This window comes from Bacillus sp. AFS029533 (assembly GCF_002585125.1).
Lineage (GTDB): Bacteria > Bacillota > Bacilli > Bacillales > Bacillaceae_G > Gottfriedia > Gottfriedia luciferensis_B.
In genome coordinates, this window is sequence record NZ_NUQC01000041.1 from 1 (window position 1) to 20006 (window position 20006).

General features: G+C 34.8%; 16 protein-coding genes and 1 riboswitch. Of the genes, 3 read left to right on the forward strand and 13 right to left on the reverse strand.

Annotation, left to right across the window (positions count from 1 at the left end; all coding sequences use genetic code 11):
- Together COE53_RS19570 and COE53_RS19575 are read right to left on the reverse strand one after the other, a co-directional pair.
- A partial coding sequence (locus COE53_RS19570; protein ID WP_180242461.1) for a helix-turn-helix domain-containing protein occupies positions 1 to 227 on the reverse strand: 227 nt, incomplete at its 3' end.
- Between the two features lie 320 nt (positions 228 to 547).
- Positions 548 to 1579: an aromatic ring-hydroxylating oxygenase subunit alpha gene (locus tag COE53_RS19575; protein ID WP_098948572.1), complete on the reverse strand. Its 1032-nt coding sequence runs from the start codon at positions 1577 to 1579 to the stop codon at positions 548 to 550.
- Between the two features lie 228 nt (positions 1580 to 1807).
- Between COE53_RS19575 and COE53_RS19580 the strand changes: the two genes are divergently transcribed.
- On the forward strand, positions 1808 to 3190 hold the full coding sequence (locus tag COE53_RS19580) for a sigma-54 interaction domain-containing protein (RefSeq protein WP_098948573.1): 1383 nt from the start codon (positions 1808 to 1810) through the stop codon (positions 3188 to 3190).
- A 511-nt stretch (positions 3191 to 3701) separates the two neighbouring features.
- Here COE53_RS19580 and COE53_RS19585 read toward each other — a convergent pair.
- The 6 genes from COE53_RS19585 to COE53_RS19610 all read right to left on the reverse strand — a co-directional run bounded on the left by COE53_RS19585 (position 3702) and on the right by COE53_RS19610 (position 12376).
- Complete coding sequence (locus COE53_RS19585; RefSeq protein ID WP_098948574.1) at positions 3702 to 5144, reverse strand: aldehyde dehydrogenase family protein; 1443 nt, start codon at positions 5142 to 5144, stop codon at positions 3702 to 3704.
- A gap of 45 nt (positions 5145 to 5189) precedes the next feature.
- The gene (locus COE53_RS19590) at positions 5190 to 6848 is read right to left on the reverse strand and encodes a thiamine pyrophosphate-dependent enzyme (protein WP_091021803.1); all 1659 of its coding nucleotides are present in this window, start codon (positions 6846 to 6848) and stop codon (positions 5190 to 5192) included.
- Between the two features lie 75 nt (positions 6849 to 6923).
- Complete coding sequence (locus tag COE53_RS19595; RefSeq protein ID WP_091021800.1) at positions 6924 to 8141, reverse strand: acyl-CoA dehydrogenase family protein; 1218 nt, start codon at positions 8139 to 8141, stop codon at positions 6924 to 6926.
- Between the two features lie 12 nt (positions 8142 to 8153).
- Positions 8154 to 9338: a CaiB/BaiF CoA transferase family protein gene (locus COE53_RS19600; RefSeq protein WP_098948575.1), complete on the reverse strand. Its 1185-nt coding sequence runs from the start codon at positions 9336 to 9338 to the stop codon at positions 8154 to 8156.
- Between the two features lie 388 nt (positions 9339 to 9726).
- Entirely contained in the window at positions 9727 to 10872 is a 1146-nt protein-coding gene (locus tag COE53_RS19605) for a Glu/Leu/Phe/Val family dehydrogenase (RefSeq protein ID WP_091021797.1), read from the reverse strand.
- A gap of 76 nt (positions 10873 to 10948) precedes the next feature.
- Positions 10949 to 12376 carry an amino acid permease gene (locus tag COE53_RS19610; protein WP_098948576.1) on the reverse strand — a complete coding sequence of 476 codons (1428 nt, stop codon included), beginning with the start codon at positions 12374 to 12376 and terminating at the stop codon, positions 10949 to 10951.
- Positions 12377 to 13007: 631 nt separating this feature from the next.
- Here COE53_RS19610 and COE53_RS19615 point away from each other — a divergent pair.
- A complete protein-coding gene (locus COE53_RS19615) occupies positions 13008 to 14195 on the forward strand; it encodes a Ger(x)C family spore germination protein (RefSeq protein WP_098948577.1) in 1188 nt (395 codons plus the stop codon).
- A gap of 419 nt (positions 14196 to 14614) precedes the next feature.
- Positions 14615 to 14827, forward strand: coding sequence for a hypothetical protein (locus COE53_RS19620; protein ID WP_098948578.1), 213 nt, complete (start codon positions 14615 to 14617; stop codon positions 14825 to 14827).
- Here the strand turns inward: COE53_RS19620 and COE53_RS19625 are convergent.
- From COE53_RS19625 to COE53_RS19645, 5 genes are all read right to left on the reverse strand, one after another.
- Positions 14817 to 15524 carry a hypothetical protein gene (locus tag COE53_RS19625; RefSeq protein WP_098948579.1) on the reverse strand — a complete coding sequence of 236 codons (708 nt, stop codon included), beginning with the start codon at positions 15522 to 15524 and terminating at the stop codon, positions 14817 to 14819. The genes COE53_RS19620 and COE53_RS19625 overlap by 11 nt on opposite strands.
- A gap of 319 nt (positions 15525 to 15843) precedes the next feature.
- On the reverse strand, positions 15844 to 16833 hold the full coding sequence (locus COE53_RS19630; RefSeq protein WP_025568747.1) for an aldo/keto reductase: 990 nt from the start codon (positions 16831 to 16833) through the stop codon (positions 15844 to 15846).
- Positions 16834 to 16881: 48 nt separating this feature from the next.
- On the reverse strand, positions 16882 to 17466 hold the full coding sequence (locus tag COE53_RS19635) for a histidine phosphatase family protein (protein ID WP_098948580.1): 585 nt from the start codon (positions 17464 to 17466) through the stop codon (positions 16882 to 16884).
- A gap of 247 nt (positions 17467 to 17713) precedes the next feature.
- Positions 17714 to 18667 (reverse strand): ATP-grasp domain-containing protein, encoded by a 954-nt coding sequence (locus COE53_RS19640; protein ID WP_025568750.1) that lies wholly within the window; start codon positions 18665 to 18667, stop codon positions 17714 to 17716.
- A gap of 15 nt (positions 18668 to 18682) precedes the next feature.
- Entirely contained in the window at positions 18683 to 19732 is a 1050-nt protein-coding gene (locus COE53_RS19645; protein WP_098948581.1) for an LLM class flavin-dependent oxidoreductase, read from the reverse strand.
- A gap of 160 nt (positions 19733 to 19892) precedes the next feature.
- A riboswitch (SAM riboswitch) is annotated at positions 19893 to 19999 on the reverse strand.
- Positions 20000 to 20006 lie beyond the last annotated feature (7 nt).

Here is a 20006-nt window from a genome sequence, read left to right on the forward strand (position 1 = left end):
ATATTATTCGATACTTCATACAACCAAGAAAATTCATCAATTTGTTTTAAACCAGTCAATTCTTTTCTTAACAGGCCATCAGAAATAAACTTCCCTTTGTTTTTATAACTTTCTTCTTGCTTAGCCAATGCCCAGTTATAAGCCCATCTGGCAGTTCCCACTGATTTCCATAATTGTGTTTCTTGTTCTTTAGTTGGTCTTAATCTTACTCTTTTTGCAAGTATCAATGTTTTATTCATATTATTAAGAATTTGTTCAGTTCCACCGATCGAATCAACTTTCAAATTATTCACCTCATGTATTCTATATAAACACAATGAGTGATTTGCATTTAGAACAAATTGTGATATTTTTAAAAACTTTTATAAATTAAAATTAACAGTGGTTAACCTCCCCTTTTTTACGAATAGATTAATAGAAAAAATTAAGCGTTTTCAAAAAATAAAAAAGAAAAGCTGAGTATGATCCTTCTAAATTCTTCATTATGAATTCAAATACTTAGCTTTTTTAAATACATGTCTCGAATTACCATTCTCAATTAACTAGATTATAAGTCGATCGCTTCTTTAATCATTTCATGGAAGTGTTGCATCGCGTTCTCAGTCGGAGAAAAGATACCATTATCAAATGCTTTAGAATGTAAACCTGTTTGCAATAATTCTACTAAATCAAAATCCTCTTCTCGGACTTGATCAACAAATTTAATCATTTCTTCTTCTTCTTTCGAAATTTCTTCATTCAAAAAGAAATAGCGATAGACTGCCAACGTTTTGTTGGCATCAATTGGGATCAATTGTGTAGTCGTCATATTTCCACTTCCAGGATATACACTCATCATCATGTTTGGCCAAATCCAGTAAAAACGAGTTAAGCTGTCATCTTGGTTCTTAACATTTGAACACTGGTAGGAGAATTTATCACAAGGAACGATGCTGTAATTCGATAAATCAAACGTTTTAGCGAATGAAGGATGTGCCAATGGACAATGGTCACACTCTAAGAAATTATCAACTACTGCTTTCCAATTTGCTTTAATCAAACGGCGGTTTTCTTTAACTAGTTGTAATGAATCCATGAAAGGGTAACGGTTTAGTTCATTTATTAACTCTTCATATTCAACAGAAAAAGCATTGGCTTTCCGATCCAAGTTTACAAAAATCATAGAGCGCTGAATTTCTAATTGGACCGATTTTAAGCAGTTATATTCTCCTAAGTCAATATTTTTAAAGTTTGGTGCTCGATTTACATGCCCATCTAAATTAAAGGTCCAGCCATGATAAATACATTGTAAGATCTTTTTATTACCTGTTTCACTTTGCTCCACTTTTGTACCACGATGTGGGCAAATATTATAAAACGCGCGTATTTTGCCATCATTAGCATGCGTAACTAATATAGATTCACCAGCAACCTCAAAAGTAAAAAAATCACCGACGTTTTTAACTTGACTTGTATGACCTACGAAGATCCAATTTTTACTAAAAATCTTTTTTCTTTCTGTATCGAATACCTCTTGGCTTACATATGTTTTATACGGCAATGAAGTTTGTAAAGTATGTGCTGTTCCCTTTGTAGACATAATAATGACTCCTCCTTTTTTGGGATTTCATTTGAAACGAAATTCCATCCTTTATTCATTATCTTAAGCAAGATTTATGCCAATTTTATATTTTGCTTTACCATTATGAGATACCACTATTTATCTATTTCCAAATCGAGGTAATTATCTTATAATTTACTCAATTCAGTCAATTTTAACTCAACTTACTATTTTGTGAGATTAGATGTTTTTAGAGGAGGTTACGTTTTGCCAAATACAACGAATGACAAGTTAAAACTTGAGTTCAGTAATGAGATCCTTCAAAAAATATTGGACAATTCTCCTAATGAATTTTATGTACTTGATAAAGATGCCCGTATCGTGTATATAAACAAGGCTTGTGAAAGACATTATGGTATCAAACTAAAAGATGTCGTTGGAAAATCAAACGATGAATTACTTTCAAAAGAATACTGGAAGCCTCTTATTCTCCCACGTTTATTTAAAGAAAAGAAGACGGTCATTATGAAACAAATAAGTTATGTTGGAAAAGAAATCATCACAACAGCCATTCCTTTACTAAATGATCAGCAGGAAATTGAGCTGATTATCACCACATCACAAGATGCAAGCTATAAAGACTTATACATACCAGATGAGCAAGAAATAAATGAAGCTGCTCAAGCTGAAATTTATAAAAATAATATCATTACAAATAACAAGGAAATGAGTAATATCGTTAAGATTTGTGAAAAGGTTGCTAAAGTAGATGCAACAGTATTAATTCAAGGAGAATCAGGTACGGGAAAAGGAGTAATCGCAAAATACATCCATCAGAAGAGCAACCGAAATAAAGCTCCTTTTTTATCTTTAAACTGTGCAACAATCCCGGAAGAACTACTAGAATCAGAACTTTTCGGATACAAAGATGGCGCATTTACTGGTGCAACAAAAGGTGGCAAACAAGGACTTTTAGAACTTGCAGACGGAGGAACCGTATTTTTAGATGAGATTGGAGATATATCACCTAAGGTTCAAGCAAAGCTTTTAAAAGTTATTCAAGAATTTGAATTTATGCCTGTTGGTGGCAAACAACCCAAAAAAGTAAATATTCGCATCCTTTCTGCTACTAATCGAAACTTATATGAAATGGTACAGAATAAAGAATTTAGAGAAGATTTATATTATCGCCTTCATGTAGTAAATTTAAAAATTCCACCATTGCGAGAAAGAAAAGAAGATATCATTCCACTAACCTACCATTTTCTTTCAGAGTTTAATAGAAAACACCAAATGAATACAATCATTTCTGAAGAAGCTTTGAATACTTTTTATAACTATTCATGGCCTGGAAATATACGACAGTTAGAAAATATGCTTGAAAGCCTCGTCGTCACAAGTGATGGCATAATAAAAGTGCAAGACTTGACTGATTTATTAATTGAAAATAAAAAAGAGAGTCCGGTCAATGAAGTAGTAAGTAATTGCTCGCTTTTAGCTTCCCTAGAAGAAGTTGAGAAAAACATAGTAATAAATTCTTATACAAAATTTAGGAATACAAGAAAAGTAGCTGATGATTTAGAAATCAGCCAGTCAAAAGCAGCTAGATTAGTGCGTAAGTACTGTAGTGAATTAGATTTTTACAAATAAATGTTTATAAAGGGTAAGAAGAGGGTTTTAATGCAAATAAGTAGGTCAACTGTGCAAATAAATGATGCCGTGGTGCAATTAAACATTAAACAATAGACTGCAAATAAAATCTGTAAATCACAATTAAAATGGCCAAAACTGCAATTAAAATCAGTTAACCGCAAATAAAATCAGCAAAACTGCAATTAAATCTAGAAGAATCGCAATTAAAATTAAAAATTACCCATACCAGTTAGGGTATTTCGACATTAATACTGTACATTAGTACATACTTTCAAAAGGAAAACTTGCGAATATGCCCAAATTCTAACTAAATCGAATAACTTTTGTAAAATTCTACTCTAATTATCTATAAAAAAGCTAACTTAAACACTACAAAAAAAAAACTGTAGCTGAGATACCAATAAATATGTTGATCAACATTGTTATTTTTGCAATTAAAAAAGAGGCGCCTTTTGTGTCAGTTAAACCTGACTTATGAGGCAGCCTCTTTTATTTTCAACCTAACTGATTACAATTGGTCCATATAAACCGTTTTGACTTGTGTATAAAAGTCTATTGCCGTCTTTCCTTGTTCGCGGGACCCAGTGCTTGAATTTTTGCAGCCGCCAAATGGTACTTGTGGCTCTGAACCTGCTGTTTCATTATTTACATGTACAAGACCAACTTCAATGTCTTCAACAAAGCGCTGTGCTAATGTGAAATTATTTGTACAAATTGCTGCGCTTAAACCATATTCAGTATCATTAGCCATTCCTACTGCTTCCTCATAGTTTTTCACTTTAAAGAGTGCTATAACAGGTCCGAATATTTCTTCTCGGGCAATACGAGCATCCGGGGAGACATTTTCAAAGATTGTGGGCTGTACATAGAAACCATTTTTTAGTTCTTCATCCGCAGGAACTTCTCCACCGCATAATAGGGTTGCCTCGTCCTTTCCAGCTTCAATCATAGCAAGTACACCGTCAAGTTGTGACCTGGAAACAGCTGGACCGACAAAAGTATCTTCATGAAGTGGATTTCCAACTTTTAATGTTTTTGTACGTTCTACAAGCCTGTCACGGAATTTTTCATAAATAGCTTCTTCCACAATCACCCTACTCGTTGCTGTACACTTTTGACCAGTAGATCTAAAAGCACCGCTCACGGCAATTTCAATTGCTTTTTCTATATCTGCATCAGCAAGTACGATCAGTGGATTCTTCCCACCTAATTCCATTTGTACTTTCTTTCCTTTTGTTGTAGCCTTCTGCTGAATCTGATTTCCAACCTGATTAGATCCTGTAAATGAGATTGCTTTTATATAAGGATGTTCTACTAATTCTGTACCAACGATAGAACCTCTACCAAATACACAGTTTACAACCCCTGCTGGAATACCAGCCTCATCAAGCGCTTTTATAACATGGTAAACAGATTTTGGAGTCAAATCCGCCGGTTTAATAACTACGGTATTTCCGTAAACAAGTGCAGGAGCCATTTTCCATACGGGAATTGCAATTGGAAAATTCCATGGAGTAATCAATCCAATTGGCCCAATTGGCGTTCGAGTTGTATATAAAAAGGTATTTGGATTACCTGAAGGAATTACTTCTCCGACTGGCTGCCTCGCTTCACCTGCAAAATATTCAAGGATACTTATTGCGCGCTGTGTTTCTCCAATACCCTCAGCAAGTGTTTTTCCTTCTTCTAGTGTTAAATCACGGCCTACTTCATGGACTTTTGCCTTTAATAGATCTGCTGCTTTTTGGAGGTATGAAGCTCGTTGTTGGTATGAAAGTCTCTTCCATGATAAAAAGGCGGTTTTCGCAGCAAGAATAGCTTGTCGTGCATCCTCTTGTGTACTTGAAGGAAACTCCCCTAATGAATCTCCATTATGAGGACTGTAATTTTCCCGATATTCACCTAACGTAGGTTGTTTCCATTGACCATTAATATAGTTTGCATAACGCATATCGTTTCCCCCAATAAGATTTTTTTCAATTAAATAAAAAGCCCATTATTTACTATAAGATAAATTCATTTTTGACTTATCTTGACCAGCAGATAAAATCTTCGGATTAGTTACAACTTCGATAACAGCTGGCCGTCCTGATGATAATGCCTTCTTAAGTGCCGGCGCAAAATCAGTATTTTTTTCGACCTTCTGACCATATGCTCCAAATAAACTCGCAAGCTCAGCAAAGTTCGGATTAGACAGCTCTGTTCCGATTACTCGATCTGGAAAATGCTTTTCTTGATGTGTTCGAATTGTTCCATACATATTGTTGTTTATCACAATCGAAATGACAGGTATGTTGTAACGTACGGCTGTTTCAATTTCCTGCAGCGTCATCATGAAGCCCCCATCTCCTGAGAAGGAAACAACTGTTTTATGCGGTTGAGCAAGTTTTGCACCAATAGCAGCCGGCAATCCATACCCCATCGCTCCGGATGTTGGTCCGACATATGTATTTTCATGCTCAAAGCGATAATATCTAGATAGCCAGCCAAAGAAGTTCCCTGCATCATTCGTAATAATCGTATCTTTTGGAAGATGCGAGACGATATCATACATAAAACCATCCAGATCTACAAATTCGTCCGTGTAATCTTCCTTCGCCTTTGAAAAGTTCATGTATTCGTTATGAAGCTTTTCTACTCGCATTTCATTTGAATTTAAAGGCGTAGATAAAGCAATTGTTAATGCTTCTACTAAAAAAGCTTTTGCATCAGCTGTAACTGCCAAAGAAGGAGCATAAACTTTTCCGAATACATCCTCTGAAATATCAATGTGAATCAGTTTTCCTTTTCCTGAAAGCAATGAATAATCTTGCGTTCCTACTTGGGAAAATCTTGTACCTAGTGCAATCACTAAGTCTGCATTGTCAATCGCTTCAAGTAAATACTTTGGTGTTCCAAAGCCGAGCCAGCCAGCATAACAAGGATGCGAATTTGGAAACGCATCGAAACGACGGAATGCAGTAACGACAGGCATTTGAACTGTTTCAGCAAATTTAACTAATAAAGGGACAGCCTGTGAACGAATGACTCCCCCACCAGCTATAAGAATCGGCCGTTTGGCATTTTGAATCATTTCTACTACTTGCTGAACGCTCTCTTTATGTGGACGAGCCGGCTGTGACTGATAGACTGGGATTTCGACCATTTCGGCTGTATCTTCTAGCATGTCATGAGGTAATGCAACTAACACTGGTCCAGGACGCCCTGACCTAGCAATATGAAATGCACGATGTAAAAGCTCTGGAATTCGTTCTACTCGATCAATCTCCACTGTCCATTTGCACAAATGGCTAAACATCCCTACAAGATTGACCTCTTGAAATGCTTCCTTTTCTTTAAAAGGACGCTCAACTTGTCCAATTAGCGCAACTAAAGGAGTGGAATCTTGGCTGGCAGTATGAATTCCAATCGCCAAGTTTGAAGCTCCAACTCCACGTGTTGCCATACAGACACCCACTTCACCGGATGCTTTTGCATACCCTTCCGCCATAAACGAAGCTCCACCTTCATGTCGAGCTGAAATCAAACTAATTTCTGGATGTTCATATAACGCATCCATAACACCTAGATAACTCTCACCAGGTACACAAAAAACTTTATTTACCCCTTCCTTGGCCATAACATTGACTACTGCTTTTCCACCGCTAATTTTCATTACGAAACACTCCCTTCTCCTATGCAATTACATTGGAACACTAACGATCAATTTATTTTATACTCAAGTTTTTTATTAAGATTTAACAGCTTCTACTTTAACCTCTTCGAATGGCCAAGCTGGAAGCATTTTTCTTAAAATTTTATCTTCCCTATAACCTAGGTCATATTCAGCCTGCATAATTGTATGAACCTCTCTTGTTCCTTCATAAATGACTGGTGCTTTTGAATTTCTTAAATAACGCTCTACTGGGAACTCATTTGAAAATCCATATGCACCATGAATTTGTACAGCATCATTAGCTGCCTCATTCGCTGCATTACAAGAAATCCATTTTGCTAGTGATGTTTCTCTAGTGTTACGTTTACCACTATTTTTTAACCAACCAGCTTTATAGACTAGTAGACGGGAGATTTCAAGATTTGAAGACATTTTAGCGATCATTTGTTGTACTAATTGATGTTTTCCGATTTCTTTACCAAAAGTTTTTCGCTCATGACAATATTTTACGCTAGCTTCAAGTGATGCTTGAATCAATCCACAAGCACCAGCTGCAACTGTAAATCTCCCATTATCAAGCGCTGACATTGCAATTTTAAATCCTTCACCTTCGAATCCTAATAGGTTCTCAGCTGGTACTCTGACATCATCTAAAAATACTTCTCCAGTGTTTCCAGCTCTAATTCCCATTTTCCCCTTAATTGGTTTTGTAGTAACCCCTTCAAAAGTACGTTCTACGATAAAACAAGAAATTCCGTGATGCTTTAAATCATGATTTGTTTTTGCAAAGATTAAGAAATGATCAGCTACATCACATAAAGAGATCCATGTTTTTGATCCGTTTAAGATATAGCTATCACCATCTTTTACTGCTGTTGTCGCCATTGCTACTACATCAGATCCTGCATTTGGCTCTGTTAACCCAAATGCGCCAATTTTCTTCCCTCGCGCTTGAGGAACTAGATACTTTTTCTTTTGCTCTTTTGTTCCCCACTGTAATAATGTCATGCTATTTAATCCCGTATGTACTGAAACAGCCGTACGGAAAGCAGTATCCCCGCGCTCTAGTTCCTCGCATACGATTGCTAAAGTATTATAGTCCATTCCAACTCCACCATATTGTTCTGGGATACATACACCCATTAGTTCCAATTCAGAAAGTCGTTTTAGAATATTTACTTCAAAATGTCCTTTTTCATCCCATTCCTTTATAAATGGTATAATTTCACGATCTACAAACGATCTAACTACCTTTCTTACACTTTTTTGCTCTTCAGTTAATGAAAAATTCATTTTATTTCCTCCTCAAATTGTATTATTTCGTTTCATTTCCTCTATATCAGATTGTGAATAACCAAGTTTACTCATCACTTCTTCAGTATGTTCTCCATGCAATGGAGGATGTCTTACTACTTCAACAGGTGTTTTTGATAATTTTAATGGTGAACCAACTAACTTTAGATCATCTATGAATGGATGGTTTACTTCTAGTAGCATATCCCTTGAACTAGCTTGTTCAGACTGCAGGGCTTCACTTACGTTATAAATCGGTCCATTTGGAATACCAATTTTATCTAAGAGAACTTTCCACTCATTTTTACTTTTTGTTTTTATTTTATTTGAGATTATTTCCTCAATTTGTTTTCGATACTGCAACCGACCAGCATTAGTCCTATATAATTCATCTAATAAAATCGGTTCTTCAATTAGTAAAGCAAATCGATTAAATTGCTGATCATTACCAACTGCGATCACCATCTCACCATCACTTGCTGAAAAAACTTGATATGGAACAATATTAGGATGATAATTTCCTAATCGCTCAGGTATAACGCCACTACATAAATAATTACTTGCCACATTTACTAATGCAGCCAATTGCGAGTCAAATAGTGAAATGTCAAGTTCTTGTCCTTCCCCTGTACGATCTCGATGCTGTAATGAAGCAAGAATTCCAATACATGTAAATAACCCTGTTAATACGTCTGAAATGGCAAATCCCACTTTTGTTGGCTCGCCTTCCTTCTCACCGGTAATGCTCATTAAACCAGACATCGCCTGAATGATATAATCATATCCAGGAAGTGAAGCGTTAGTTCCTCTACTACCAAATCCACTAATTGATGCAAGAATAATATCTTCTTTCATCGCTTTCATTTCTTCATAGGAAAAACCTAGTTTTGTTAAAGTTCCAGGTTTAAAGTTTTGGACGACAACATCAGCTTCAGAAATAAGTTTTTTTAAAACCTCTTTCCCCTTATCATCCTTTAAATTTAAAGTAATCCCTTGCTTGTTTCGATTAGCACATAAATAATAAGCACTTTCTCCTTCAACAAAAGGAGGCCCCCATCCCCGTGTTTCATCACCACCACTAATACTTTCAATTTTGATTACCTCAGCCCCAAGATCCCCAAGGATCATCGTACAAAAGGGACCCGCTAGTACTCTAGTTAAATCAATAATTTTGATACCATGTAATGCCCCCGGCAATATGATCACCTCTTCATTAATTTTCTTGGTATTTTCTAACTTCCACTGGGCAATTAAAATGGTTACTAATGTATTTTTTTATTGCATGTATATAGAAAATTTAAGGTAAATTAGCCTTCCATTTTCGTTATACATTACATTATGCAAAACCCATGCCAACTCCGTATTTCCTATTATTATTAAATCTAGGCTGTATTTACGGATCTAATTCGTGAAAAATGAAATTAAAATCCACTCAAAACCGTCATTTTTAACTCATTCAAAAAGTTTGCTATTTGTGAATCTATTCACCTAGTTCATAATAAAAAGGCTATTGAAATTGCCTATAAATGATGAAAACCCACAAAGAAATTTGTTTTCTTTGTGGGCTTTCGTTTTTCAACTTATTTTAACACTCAATCAAATCTCTAACTGTTGGCTCAAAAAGTTCGCAAGCAATATCTCTTTGATATCGTTTTTGCTTTTTAGCTTCTGTAAATAAGTTAAAGGTATTCTTTCTACTTAATCTTTCAATATCATCGATAACTGTCTGAGGTTCAGGTTTCACTAATCCAAAAATAACGGCGTCATAAAATCTAATTGCGCCTAAGTTCGCTACAAAATCATTCACCACATCGATACCTCTTTGTTTGATGATCTGATCCCCTTCAGCCGAGATTGGAATATTTGCAGCCTCTACAATTAAACTCGCCTTTACTTTATTAGCGTTTGATACATTAATTACATCCTCTAAAGCTGCCGGAATCAAGATGTCACAGTCTACATCAAGCCATTCAGTATTGCTTCTTACCACATAGTTCGATGCAAAAAACTCCTGATTCATTTCTCCATGTGAATTTTTGTGGTCGATTAACTTCTGTACATCTAACCCCTCTTCACATGTCACTAATAGATTTGCATCAGAAATGCCGACAATTTTATAACCTAACTGTGATAATTTCAACGCACAACTTGCTCCTACACAACCAAATCCTTGAATAACTACTTTCGCTACTTTATTTTCACCTTTAAATTTCCATGCTTCATCTGCACAAAAAGCAACACCGTAGCCTGTTACAGCATCATTTAGAAGGAAACAATCTATTTTAGAAGCTAGCAGATTATTAAAATCCTTTATACCATTTTTTACACTTACATCTTCCTTCATCGATTTTGTTAAAGGGATTCCTACATTAAATTCATCAAATACTCTTAATACATCCTCATACTTAGTACCTAAATCACTTCCTAAAGATACTCCGGCTTCTACATATGGCATCATCGCAATCAAAAATCTTCTTAATACATCATACGCATCTGGAGCTTTATAATCATAAGCAATACCAGCTTTACACCCACCTGTAGTGATACTTTCTGAAGCCATATATTTGTAAGCCATTGCCTCTGCCAAACGTTCAACTTCTTCCCTTGTCACTGTTGGATGCATTCTTGTCCCTCCACCAGCATACCCTTTGACAAAGTTATATACTACTAACCACCCTTTTGCATCTGTTTCACTATCATTCCACTCTACAACTAGGTAAGGTTTTTTCATACTAAATAGCCTCCTTTTCAGATGATCTTTTGCAATTGATTACTTGTGTAAGAATCTTAAGCTGTATGTAAAATGGTCAAATACTCTGATGAGTTGGTACATCTCCATGATCCTTCTTAATACCGATCTTTCCTTTATTTTTTCCATGGCGTAAAAAGTAATAAAGATAGCTTACACCCATGAAGCCTAAACCACCTATTAAGGAAGAACGTTGAGTAGGATCAAAAGCCATAAATACTATGGAAATTCCACATAATACAAGACATAGAATAGGTATTAATGGGAACAGCGGAACTTTGTACTTTAAATCCTTAACATTTCCACCATTTTTAATAAATTGTCTTCTAAAATTGTATTGCGACAAGGCAATTGCCATCCAACTGAATGTTCCAGCTAGTCCAGTTACAGAAAGTAGAACGACAAAAACTGTTTCTGCAGATACTACACTTGTAAGTAATGATACTAGTGCAAAAAGAAGACTAAACGATACTGCATTAAACGGAACACCACGAGAATTTACTTTACCTAAAGCTGCGGGTGCCATACCACTTTTAGAAAGTGACCAAAGCATACGAGAACATACATATAATCCTGAATTACCTACAGATAGCAACGCCGTTAAAATAACTAGATTCATAATATCAGCTGCATATGGAATACCTACACTATCAAATACTGCAACAAATGGACTTTCTACCACTCCTGCATGCCTCCATGGAATCAAAGCCGCTAATACTAAAATTGCTAACACATAAAAAATTAGGACACGAAAAATGATACTTCGAATTGCTTTAGGAAGAGTCTTTTCTGGTGCTTCACTTTCACCAGCTGCAATTCCAACAACTTCTGCACCCTGAAATGCAAATACTACCGCCATCATAGTTGAAAATATAGCTGAGAACCCATGAGGGAAAAGTCCACCATCTTTTGTAAAATTAGTAAACAAAGGTGCCGAACTGCCTTTATGACCAAACCCAAATATGATTGCTGCTCCAATCAGTATAAAAGCTATAACTGCAAATACTTTAATTCCCGCAAACCAAAACTCTGCCTCTGCGTAACCTTTTACACTAAGTATGTTTAAACCCAACAAAAGAACAATAAACACAAGACACCAGATCCAAACTGGTACATGTGGAAACCACCTTTGCATCAATATTCCAGCTGCAGTGAATTCTAATCCAACCGTTGTTGCCCAACTAAGCCAATACATCCAGCCAATCGTAAATCCGGTACCAGGACCAATGTATTTGGTAGCATACGTCTTAAACGAACCTGTAACTGGCATTGTAATTGACAGTTCACCTAAACAAACCATCACAAGGTACATCACCAATCCACCGAATAAATACGCAACAACCGCTCCCCCTGGACCAGCTTGATTAATCGTTAGACCTGAACCTAAAAATAAACCTGTACCGATTACTCCTCCGAGTGAAATCATAAACAAATGCCGACTTTTCATGGAACGTTGTAACTGACCTTTTTCATTAGTAGAATCCATAAATGCCCCACCTTTATTTTAGAATATTCAGAAAAAATAAAGCGAAATAATAGAATAAGATAAAGCTAATAAATTTTGCTTTTTTTAAACATTTACAATTTCTGATAATCTCAAAAAAATCACCGCAGAAACCGAACATAGTAACTAGTTGTGCCTACACCTATAAAGTAAAAATGAATAAGAAATTAAACACCTCCTATTTCTGCCAAACTAAAATCGGAAGTAACTACTTCCTCTTCTTAGTATTCATTAAGCAAAATTCATGCCAACAAAAAAACGCGGATAAACCAACTTATAAGCCATTCCTTAAATCTAAAAACAACTAGTTTATTTTAAAATCTACTCAATTCATTTATTTTAGACTCAATTACTTTTTTTAAAAAGAGACTTTTATCATTAAGATCATTCTATTTACTAAAATAATCAATCTTACATTCTTTCCAATTAGTACAGCAGGATTGCAGAATACTTTTTTAAAAATTTAGTTACGAGAAAATTTAATGCTTCTGATTTTGGAAAATGGTACATTGAATTACAAAAAATGGAAAAATATAATATGAAACAGAACTCTTTGAGGAATATTGCTATTTAAGTTATAAATTCAAAGAAGCCAAGATATTGGAGAAAAAATGTGAAAAAGAAATTTTTTAATTCATTTCTTATTGTAAGTATGCTTTTAGGTGGTTGCTCTAACTATAAAGAATTAAATCAAGTATCGATTGTGGTTGCAATAGGGATTGATTACCTCCCAAAAGAAAAAAAATATCATGTAATCACTCAAATTTTTAATCCTAGTGCAATTGCGACTACTACACAGTCAGGTTCTCAAAGTGTTCCAGTAATTGCGTTAGATGAAAAAGGTAGGACCATTTTAGAAGCTGTACGAAATGTGTCTAAGAAAGGATCGCGACAAAATATATATTCTCATGTTGCTCTTATCGTAATTGGTGAAACATTAGCAAAAGAAAGATCATTGAATTATATTTTCGATGTATTTGAAAGAGATTCCAAAGTTCGTGTCAATATCCCAGTTATTATTGCAAGAAATAAAAGCGTCGGTGAAATAATGAATAACATAGCATCACTAGATAAAATATCTGCTAAATCAATTGTAGGTAAAATTAAAAATACATCAGCCCTTTTAGGTGAAAATCAAGAAACATTAATGCGTCAGGCAATTTCTGCAATCTCTAGTAGTGGCAGGGAACCAGTAATAAATGGCGTGAGCATAGAAAATGAAAGTGAATCATCAGAAACACTTGAAAATGCTAATAAAGTCACTTCTAGTTATGATAAGATAAATGGCACAGGGATTTTCAGAGATGGAAAATTAGTTGGATGGTTAGATGGATCACCGGCAAAATCAATACAAATTATTGATAATCTGATCAAAGAAACGAATGTCCAAATACCATGTAATAAAAAAGAATTTGATTCGATGGAGCTTACTCGGGTAAAATCTAAGACGGAAATTAAAATCAAGGATAATATTCCAATTATAAATATAAAAATAAAATCAATTGGCCATATTGACGAGGTATTTTGTAATGCCAATTTTGATAAAGCTAAAACACTCAATAAATATGAAAAGTCAGCTGAAAATGTTATAAAACAATCAATGGAAAAAGGGATTTCTGAAGTAAAAAAATTCGGTGGAGATGCATTTGGTTTTGGTGAAAAATTATACATGGTTAATCCAAAAATTTATAAAAAATATGAGGGTAATTGGAATGATACATTTAAAAAAGCAAAAGTTACAGTAAGTGTCGACGTTCAAATTAATAACGTTGGAATGAGAAGGAAATCTTATCCTTATTAGGAAAGACTTAGTATTTGCTTTTAAAACTCTCCTTGAAAAAACAGGACATTAGAACTCAGTATAAAACCCAACTTGGAAACTACAAAAGCCCCCTGTACTATTCGGGGGCTTTTCAATGTAATGCAATATAATGTAATCAATATTAAAAAAGTTCGAACACTAAATAAACTTCGTCGAAAAGTAATATATTAAATTTTTATGGAGAGGTTTTTCTAATATATCACTACTAGTTATTACGGACATAGTGTCACAAGTAGAATAATTTCTTATCACTAAGAAATTTGTAGATATTTCCCGGGAATTTGTAAGATTTTGATATGATATAAAATAAAATCTACTATTCAAAAAGTATTATTTTAAACTGAAATTAACTGAAATTAACTGATATCAGTTGATTTTTTATTCTACTGGTGGCTTAGATGAAAAAATCTAATAACGATCGAATATCGCATAGTGATACAATGGTTCGTTTTATGTTACTTTTTTGTATCGCATACGAATTTTTACGATTAGGAAATAAAAAGCCGATACATCCTTATGGAAGTATCGACCTAAAAGTACTTATTAAAATTTTTAAACAGATTTGTACAAGATTAGCAGAAAAAGATTTTAATAGGTCCTTTATTTTCTAAATAAAGAGAAAAGCCAGCCCCATTTATCTCTAGGCTTTTGTATCACAATTTCTAAACGTTTATTAAAATCATCTTGTGATCGCCATTCTTTTCTCTGTTCTTCTCTTATGTTTTGTATTTCTTCTTGTAAAAAATCAATTGTTTGTTTTTCTTGTTCAAGTATTGTCTCGTATTGAATTTTTTGTTGTTCAGCTAATTTTTCAATTTTGGTATAAGTTTTATTAGATGAATTCCCAATATTTGCACTTATATCATGATGATCTTGTTGAAGCCTGGAAACCGCCGTTTTAAGTTCTGTCATATCATTTTTCAGTTGTACATTCATTTCACGTGCAGCTGCAAGTTCACTGACTAAAAATCTTAAAAACTCATTTAATTGATTTGGGTCATGTGGTAAATTTTTATATGTATCGGATATCGCAATTTGAGTTTCATCGTAACCTTCTAATCTTTCTTTTTGTTGAAACACGAGGTCTTTTGCAGTATCTTCTAGGGGCTTTTCTGAATCGCGTAACGCTATAAGCACTCTAATATCAGATTGAACAAATATTCGCCGATCGCCATCTTTCAAGAACTCATATCCATTGCGCTCTAAGATTTGACCATACTTTCGAACAGTAGGTGTTGCAATACCCAGTTCTTCTGCTACTTCCTTGGAAGAAAAAGCTCGTTCATTCGGTTGTATATCACTTCGCATATCGGACCTCCTTTTTAACAAATATGAAGGATTTTTCGGCATATTGCAACATATATCACTGTGATACAAAAAAACAAGTGATGATTTCCTACTTCAATATTGTTGAAAATAGCGCTCTTACAAATGCATTTAAAATTTACAGCTTGAACATTTGATTTATGAATTCTTTCTAAAAGTAAGGCTTAGAAAAGCAATATAAACGATATATATACTAACTCATACTTTATAAACTAGAGCTATTGATAGTGAAATCACCTAAAAAAACCCCTTTTCACACTTAAGGAAAATAGGGGATAAATTCATTATACTAAAATTGACATTAATTAGGGCCTAAAGCACCAACTACCGGATGTGGAACATAAGGCTCTTCCAAATATGCAACTTCTTCCGCGGTTAAATTAACCGACAATGCACCAACAGAATCTTCTAAATGTGAAATTTTAGTAGCTCCAATAATTGGTGCTGATACTGGTTCTTTCTGCAGTAACCAAGCAAGAGCAATGTTTGATTTTGTTACTCCATGTTTTTCAGCAATCTCTGCAACACGTTCCACAACATGACGATCCGTATTTTCAGTTGCACCGTATTTAGATTTTTGAGTTTCATCAGTTTCAGATCTAAGTGTCGTATTTGACCAATCACGTGTCAATCTTCCTGACGCAAGTGGACTATATGGAATTACGCCGATTTTTTCTTCTTTACAAAGAGGCAGCATCTCCCTTTCCTCTTCACGGTATATGAGGTTCAGATGGTTTTGCATCGAGACAAATTTGGTCCATCCATTTTTCTCTGCAACATGTAATGCCTTCAAAAACTGCCATGCATACATAGCGGAAGCACCGATATATCTTACTTTTCCAGCTTTTACTAGATCATGAAGTGCCTCCATTGTTTCTTCGATTGGAGTGTTATAATCCCAACGATGGATTTGGTATAAATCCACATAATCTGTTCCTAGTCGTTTAAGACTTTTATCAATTTCACTCATAATATGCTTTCGGGAAAGTCCTAAACCGTTCGGACCTTTGTGCATAGGGAAATAAACCTTCGTAGCAAGAACAATTTCATCTCGATTGGCATAATCTTTTAAAGCTCTACCAACATATTCTTCACTAGTTCCATCTGAATAGACATTCGCCGTATCGAAAAAATTGATCCCTAAGTCTAGTGCTTTTTTAATGATTGTACGGCTACTTTCCTCATCGATTACCCATGGATGAATCCAACGTTTTGCATCTCCAAATCCCATACAACCAAGGCAAACTCTAGATATTTCTAATCCTGTATTCCCAAGTTTTGTGTATTCCATTGTTTTATCCTCACTTTCGGAAATATGTAATCTATTAATCTTTAAAAACTATACCTGGACTACATCACTAAAATTGTGATTGATAATCTCTACTAATTTAAATTCCCTGTTCTCATATTCAAACTTAAGGATGCAACAATTTCCAATTCGATCTTGTTGTACAATCGAACTTCTATGCTCCCAAACCCGCATGAAATTTCTTAAAGCTGCTCCATGGGATATAGCTAATACCACTTCATTGTCTTCTTCCATTATTTTTTGGCATGTAGTAGCTATTCTTTGTTGCAGTTCTTTTTGATCTTCTCCACCAAACTTAACAAAGAAATCACCATAAGGTAGCGCTGGATTTAAATCTTCACTTTCACCTTCAAAAGTTCCGAAATTCCATTCTTTTAATCCTTTTAATCTTGTATACGGCAATTCCGTCACGATTTCCAACGTATCACTAGCTCTTTCTGATGTGGAACAATAGGCATGATCAAAAATAACTTTTTGTTCTCTAAAGTACTTTGCAGCAGCCTCTGCTTGTTTAATTCCAAATTCAGTTAAAGGTGAATCACACCAACCTTGAATTTTCCTTCTTTTATTAAATAATGTTTGTCCATGTCTCATTAAATAAAAAGTCTTTTTCATTTGTATCCCCCTTTTGAATCTTAAAAGCCTATTTTAAAAATCAAGTGGTACGAGTCATTAGACCTTTTTTGCCTCAAAATTTAATAACAACTTACAATCTTATATTATCAATATATTATTTTTAATCGTTAGCATATTCCTCTCAAATAATTGCCTATTACTCTTAGTTCTAGAAAAATTTTAACAAACTGACCACAAAAAAAGCCCAAACCTTTGTTACATATAGGCTTGAGCTTTTCTAAATAGATTATTTTGCTGTAGTAGTGTATTTTTCTTCCAAAGACTTCTTTAAAAATGATGCTAATTCAAGCATTCCGAATTTTCCAGCTTTTTCTTCTGCATCTGAGTTATAGTTCGTATTTGTATTGATATCGTAAGTAAAAATTGTGCCTTCAGCATTTCTAATAAATTCGATTCCGGCAACTTGAACATTATTTTTAACTAGAACTTCTTTATATTTATTTATTATTTCGTCCTCAAAGCCTTCAATGATTTGGAACTTAGGCTTCTCTTCTACTTCTTCTCCTACTGGGCAGAATAAATCACCAATTTGGCATGCATCAGCTGGGCAAAGTTCAAAGCCTTCCGAAGTATCAACTTTAACAGCATATACAAAGTTTCCTCCTACAAATTCACAACGAGTGATGTAGCTTTCAGGTGATTGGATGTATTCTTGAATAAGGGTAATGCCATCGACTGGTTCTTCGAATGTAGGCCCTTCTACATAAGCTTTTAAAGCTTCAATACTATGGAAAAGCTGAACACCTAAGCCTTTACCTGCACGATTATGTTTTGTAATAAATGACTGTCCATCAAAGCTATTAGCTGCCTTAATAATGTTTTCTTTTCCAACCGCTGCAATCGTTTTTGGAGTCTTAACACCATACTTTTCTAGCTCTAAGTATTGTAAAACCTTACTAACTTCTAGCTTTAGGGCATTCGTACCATTTAAAACCGTACGGCCATGTGCTTCAAGCCAAGCTAAGACTTGCCCAGTAAATTCTGCTGCAAAACGATGATCACGTGTATGAGAAGAAGCACTCATTCGACTATAGAAAATCCCTTCTGGTGGTACGGTTGATAAATCAACAGTACCTTCGTCTAAATGCCATTCTTCAAATGGAACACCAAGCTCCTCTAATCTTTTTGTTAAATGGATTGTCCATTCACTATTTTCATGTATTACATATACTTTGCTCATTTTTATGTCCCCATTCTAGTTTTTTATTAAACTACGTTTTTTTTCTACTAATGGCATAACTTGCTTTGAAAAGCGTTCCATTTCCTCTAATTGAGGTGAAAATTGTAATAATAATAAGTCTAAGCCAGCTTCTTCATATTGTAAAATTCGATCTGCAATTTGCTCTGGTGTCCCTACTAGATTTGCTCTAAGACCACGATTTGAAACTGAGTAATCTTGTAATTGTATTTGTTGCTCTAATTGTGATTTAGTCGTGAAGTCTTTATAGCCCGCATAACCGCTAGAATCTTTCACAGTCGTAATTTTTTCTAACTCAGCTAAAGCCTCTTCTTCTGTATCTCTACAAATAACATAAGCAGCCATACCGAAAGAACTTAAAGGTGCATTGCCAGTTTGTTCACGACGTACTTTCATATCTGTTACTTTCTGATTAATTTCTTCAACTGTTCCACCGTGCATCACATAAGCGTCACATTTTTCAACAATTGTTTGCTTACCTTTTTCACTTTCACCACCTGCATAAAGAATCGGGTTTGGTCTTTGCACAGGTTTTGGAGCAAGTTTCGTATCTTTTAAGTCGTAAAATTTTCCTGAATAATTGAACGTTTCTTCTGTCCATAAGCCTTTTAGGACATCAATAAACTCCTCTGTACGGGCATAGCGTTCATCATGTTCTGTAAAAATACCGCCATATTGACGAGCTTCTTCTGCCCACCATGCAGAAACGACGTTTAGCGTAAAACGGCCGTTACTGATTTGATCGATATTAGCAGCCATTTTTGCTGTTACTGCAGGATTATGAAAACCTGGACGAATCGCGGTCATAATTTCGATTTTTTCCGTTACTGCAGCAAGTGCCGCTGCTGTAGACCAAGCTTCAAGGGAATCATGTTCTGGACCTTTAATATCGTTTAAATATAATTCAGCAATTAAAGTAGTCGAATATCCCCATCTTTCAGCTGATTGAATGACCTCTTTAGCATATTCAAATGTTGGTGGCATGCTTTCGTCATCCACATTACGTAACCATCCTCCAAAAATCGGTAACCAAAAACCATATTTCATTTCTATTCTCTCCTTTATCCTCAAAATTATCTAGTTTTCGCATCAGTTAAGTTGGATTTATATATAGTGGAATTCAGTTTTGTTTAACCTTCCGCGTAAATAAATAAAAAATAAAAAAGCCTCTTTCATTCAGAAAGAGGCATCGGAAACAATTGTTTTCGACTTATCTATCAGAATGTTTTCATTCTGCAGGAAGTGGCACCGTTCCTAAATAAGGAGGTTGCCGGACGTCATAGGGCCTGATCCCTCGGTCACTCTCGATAAGTTTGAATTA

Coding starts and splice junctions, on each gene's coding strand:
- COE53_RS19575 (WP_098948572.1), bottom strand. CDS start 1,579: ATGTCTACAAAGGGAACAGCACATACTTTACAAACTTCATTGCCGTAT.
- COE53_RS19625 (WP_098948579.1), bottom strand. CDS start 15,524: ATGCGAAGTGATATACAACCGAATGAACGAGCTTTTTCTTCCAAGGAA.
- COE53_RS19645 (WP_098948581.1), bottom strand. CDS start 19,732: ATGAAATATGGTTTTTGGTTACCGATTTTTGGAGGATGGTTACGTAAT.
- COE53_RS19640 (WP_025568750.1), bottom strand. CDS start 18,667: ATGAGCAAAGTATATGTAATACATGAAAATAGTGAATGGACAATCCAT.
- COE53_RS19605 (WP_091021797.1), bottom strand. CDS start 10,872: ATGAAAAAACCTTACCTAGTTGTAGAGTGGAATGATAGTGAAACAGAT.
- COE53_RS19610 (WP_098948576.1), bottom strand. CDS start 12,376: ATGGATTCTACTAATGAAAAAGGTCAGTTACAACGTTCCATGAAAAGT.
- COE53_RS19635 (WP_098948580.1), bottom strand. CDS start 17,466: ATGAAAAAGACTTTTTATTTAATGAGACATGGACAAACATTATTTAAT.
- COE53_RS19630 (WP_025568747.1), bottom strand. CDS start 16,833: ATGGAATACACAAAACTTGGGAATACAGGATTAGAAATATCTAGAGTT.
- COE53_RS19595 (WP_091021800.1), bottom strand. CDS start 8,141: ATGAATTTTTCATTAACTGAAGAGCAAAAAAGTGTAAGAAAGGTAGTT.
- COE53_RS19590 (WP_091021803.1), bottom strand. CDS start 6,848: ATGAAAATTAGCGGTGGAAAAGCAGTAGTCAATGTTATGGCCAAGGAA.
- COE53_RS19620 (WP_098948578.1), top strand. CDS start 14,615: ATGAAAAAATCTAATAACGATCGAATATCGCATAGTGATACAATGGTT.
- COE53_RS19585 (WP_098948574.1), bottom strand. CDS start 5,144: ATGCGTTATGCAAACTATATTAATGGTCAATGGAAACAACCTACGTTA.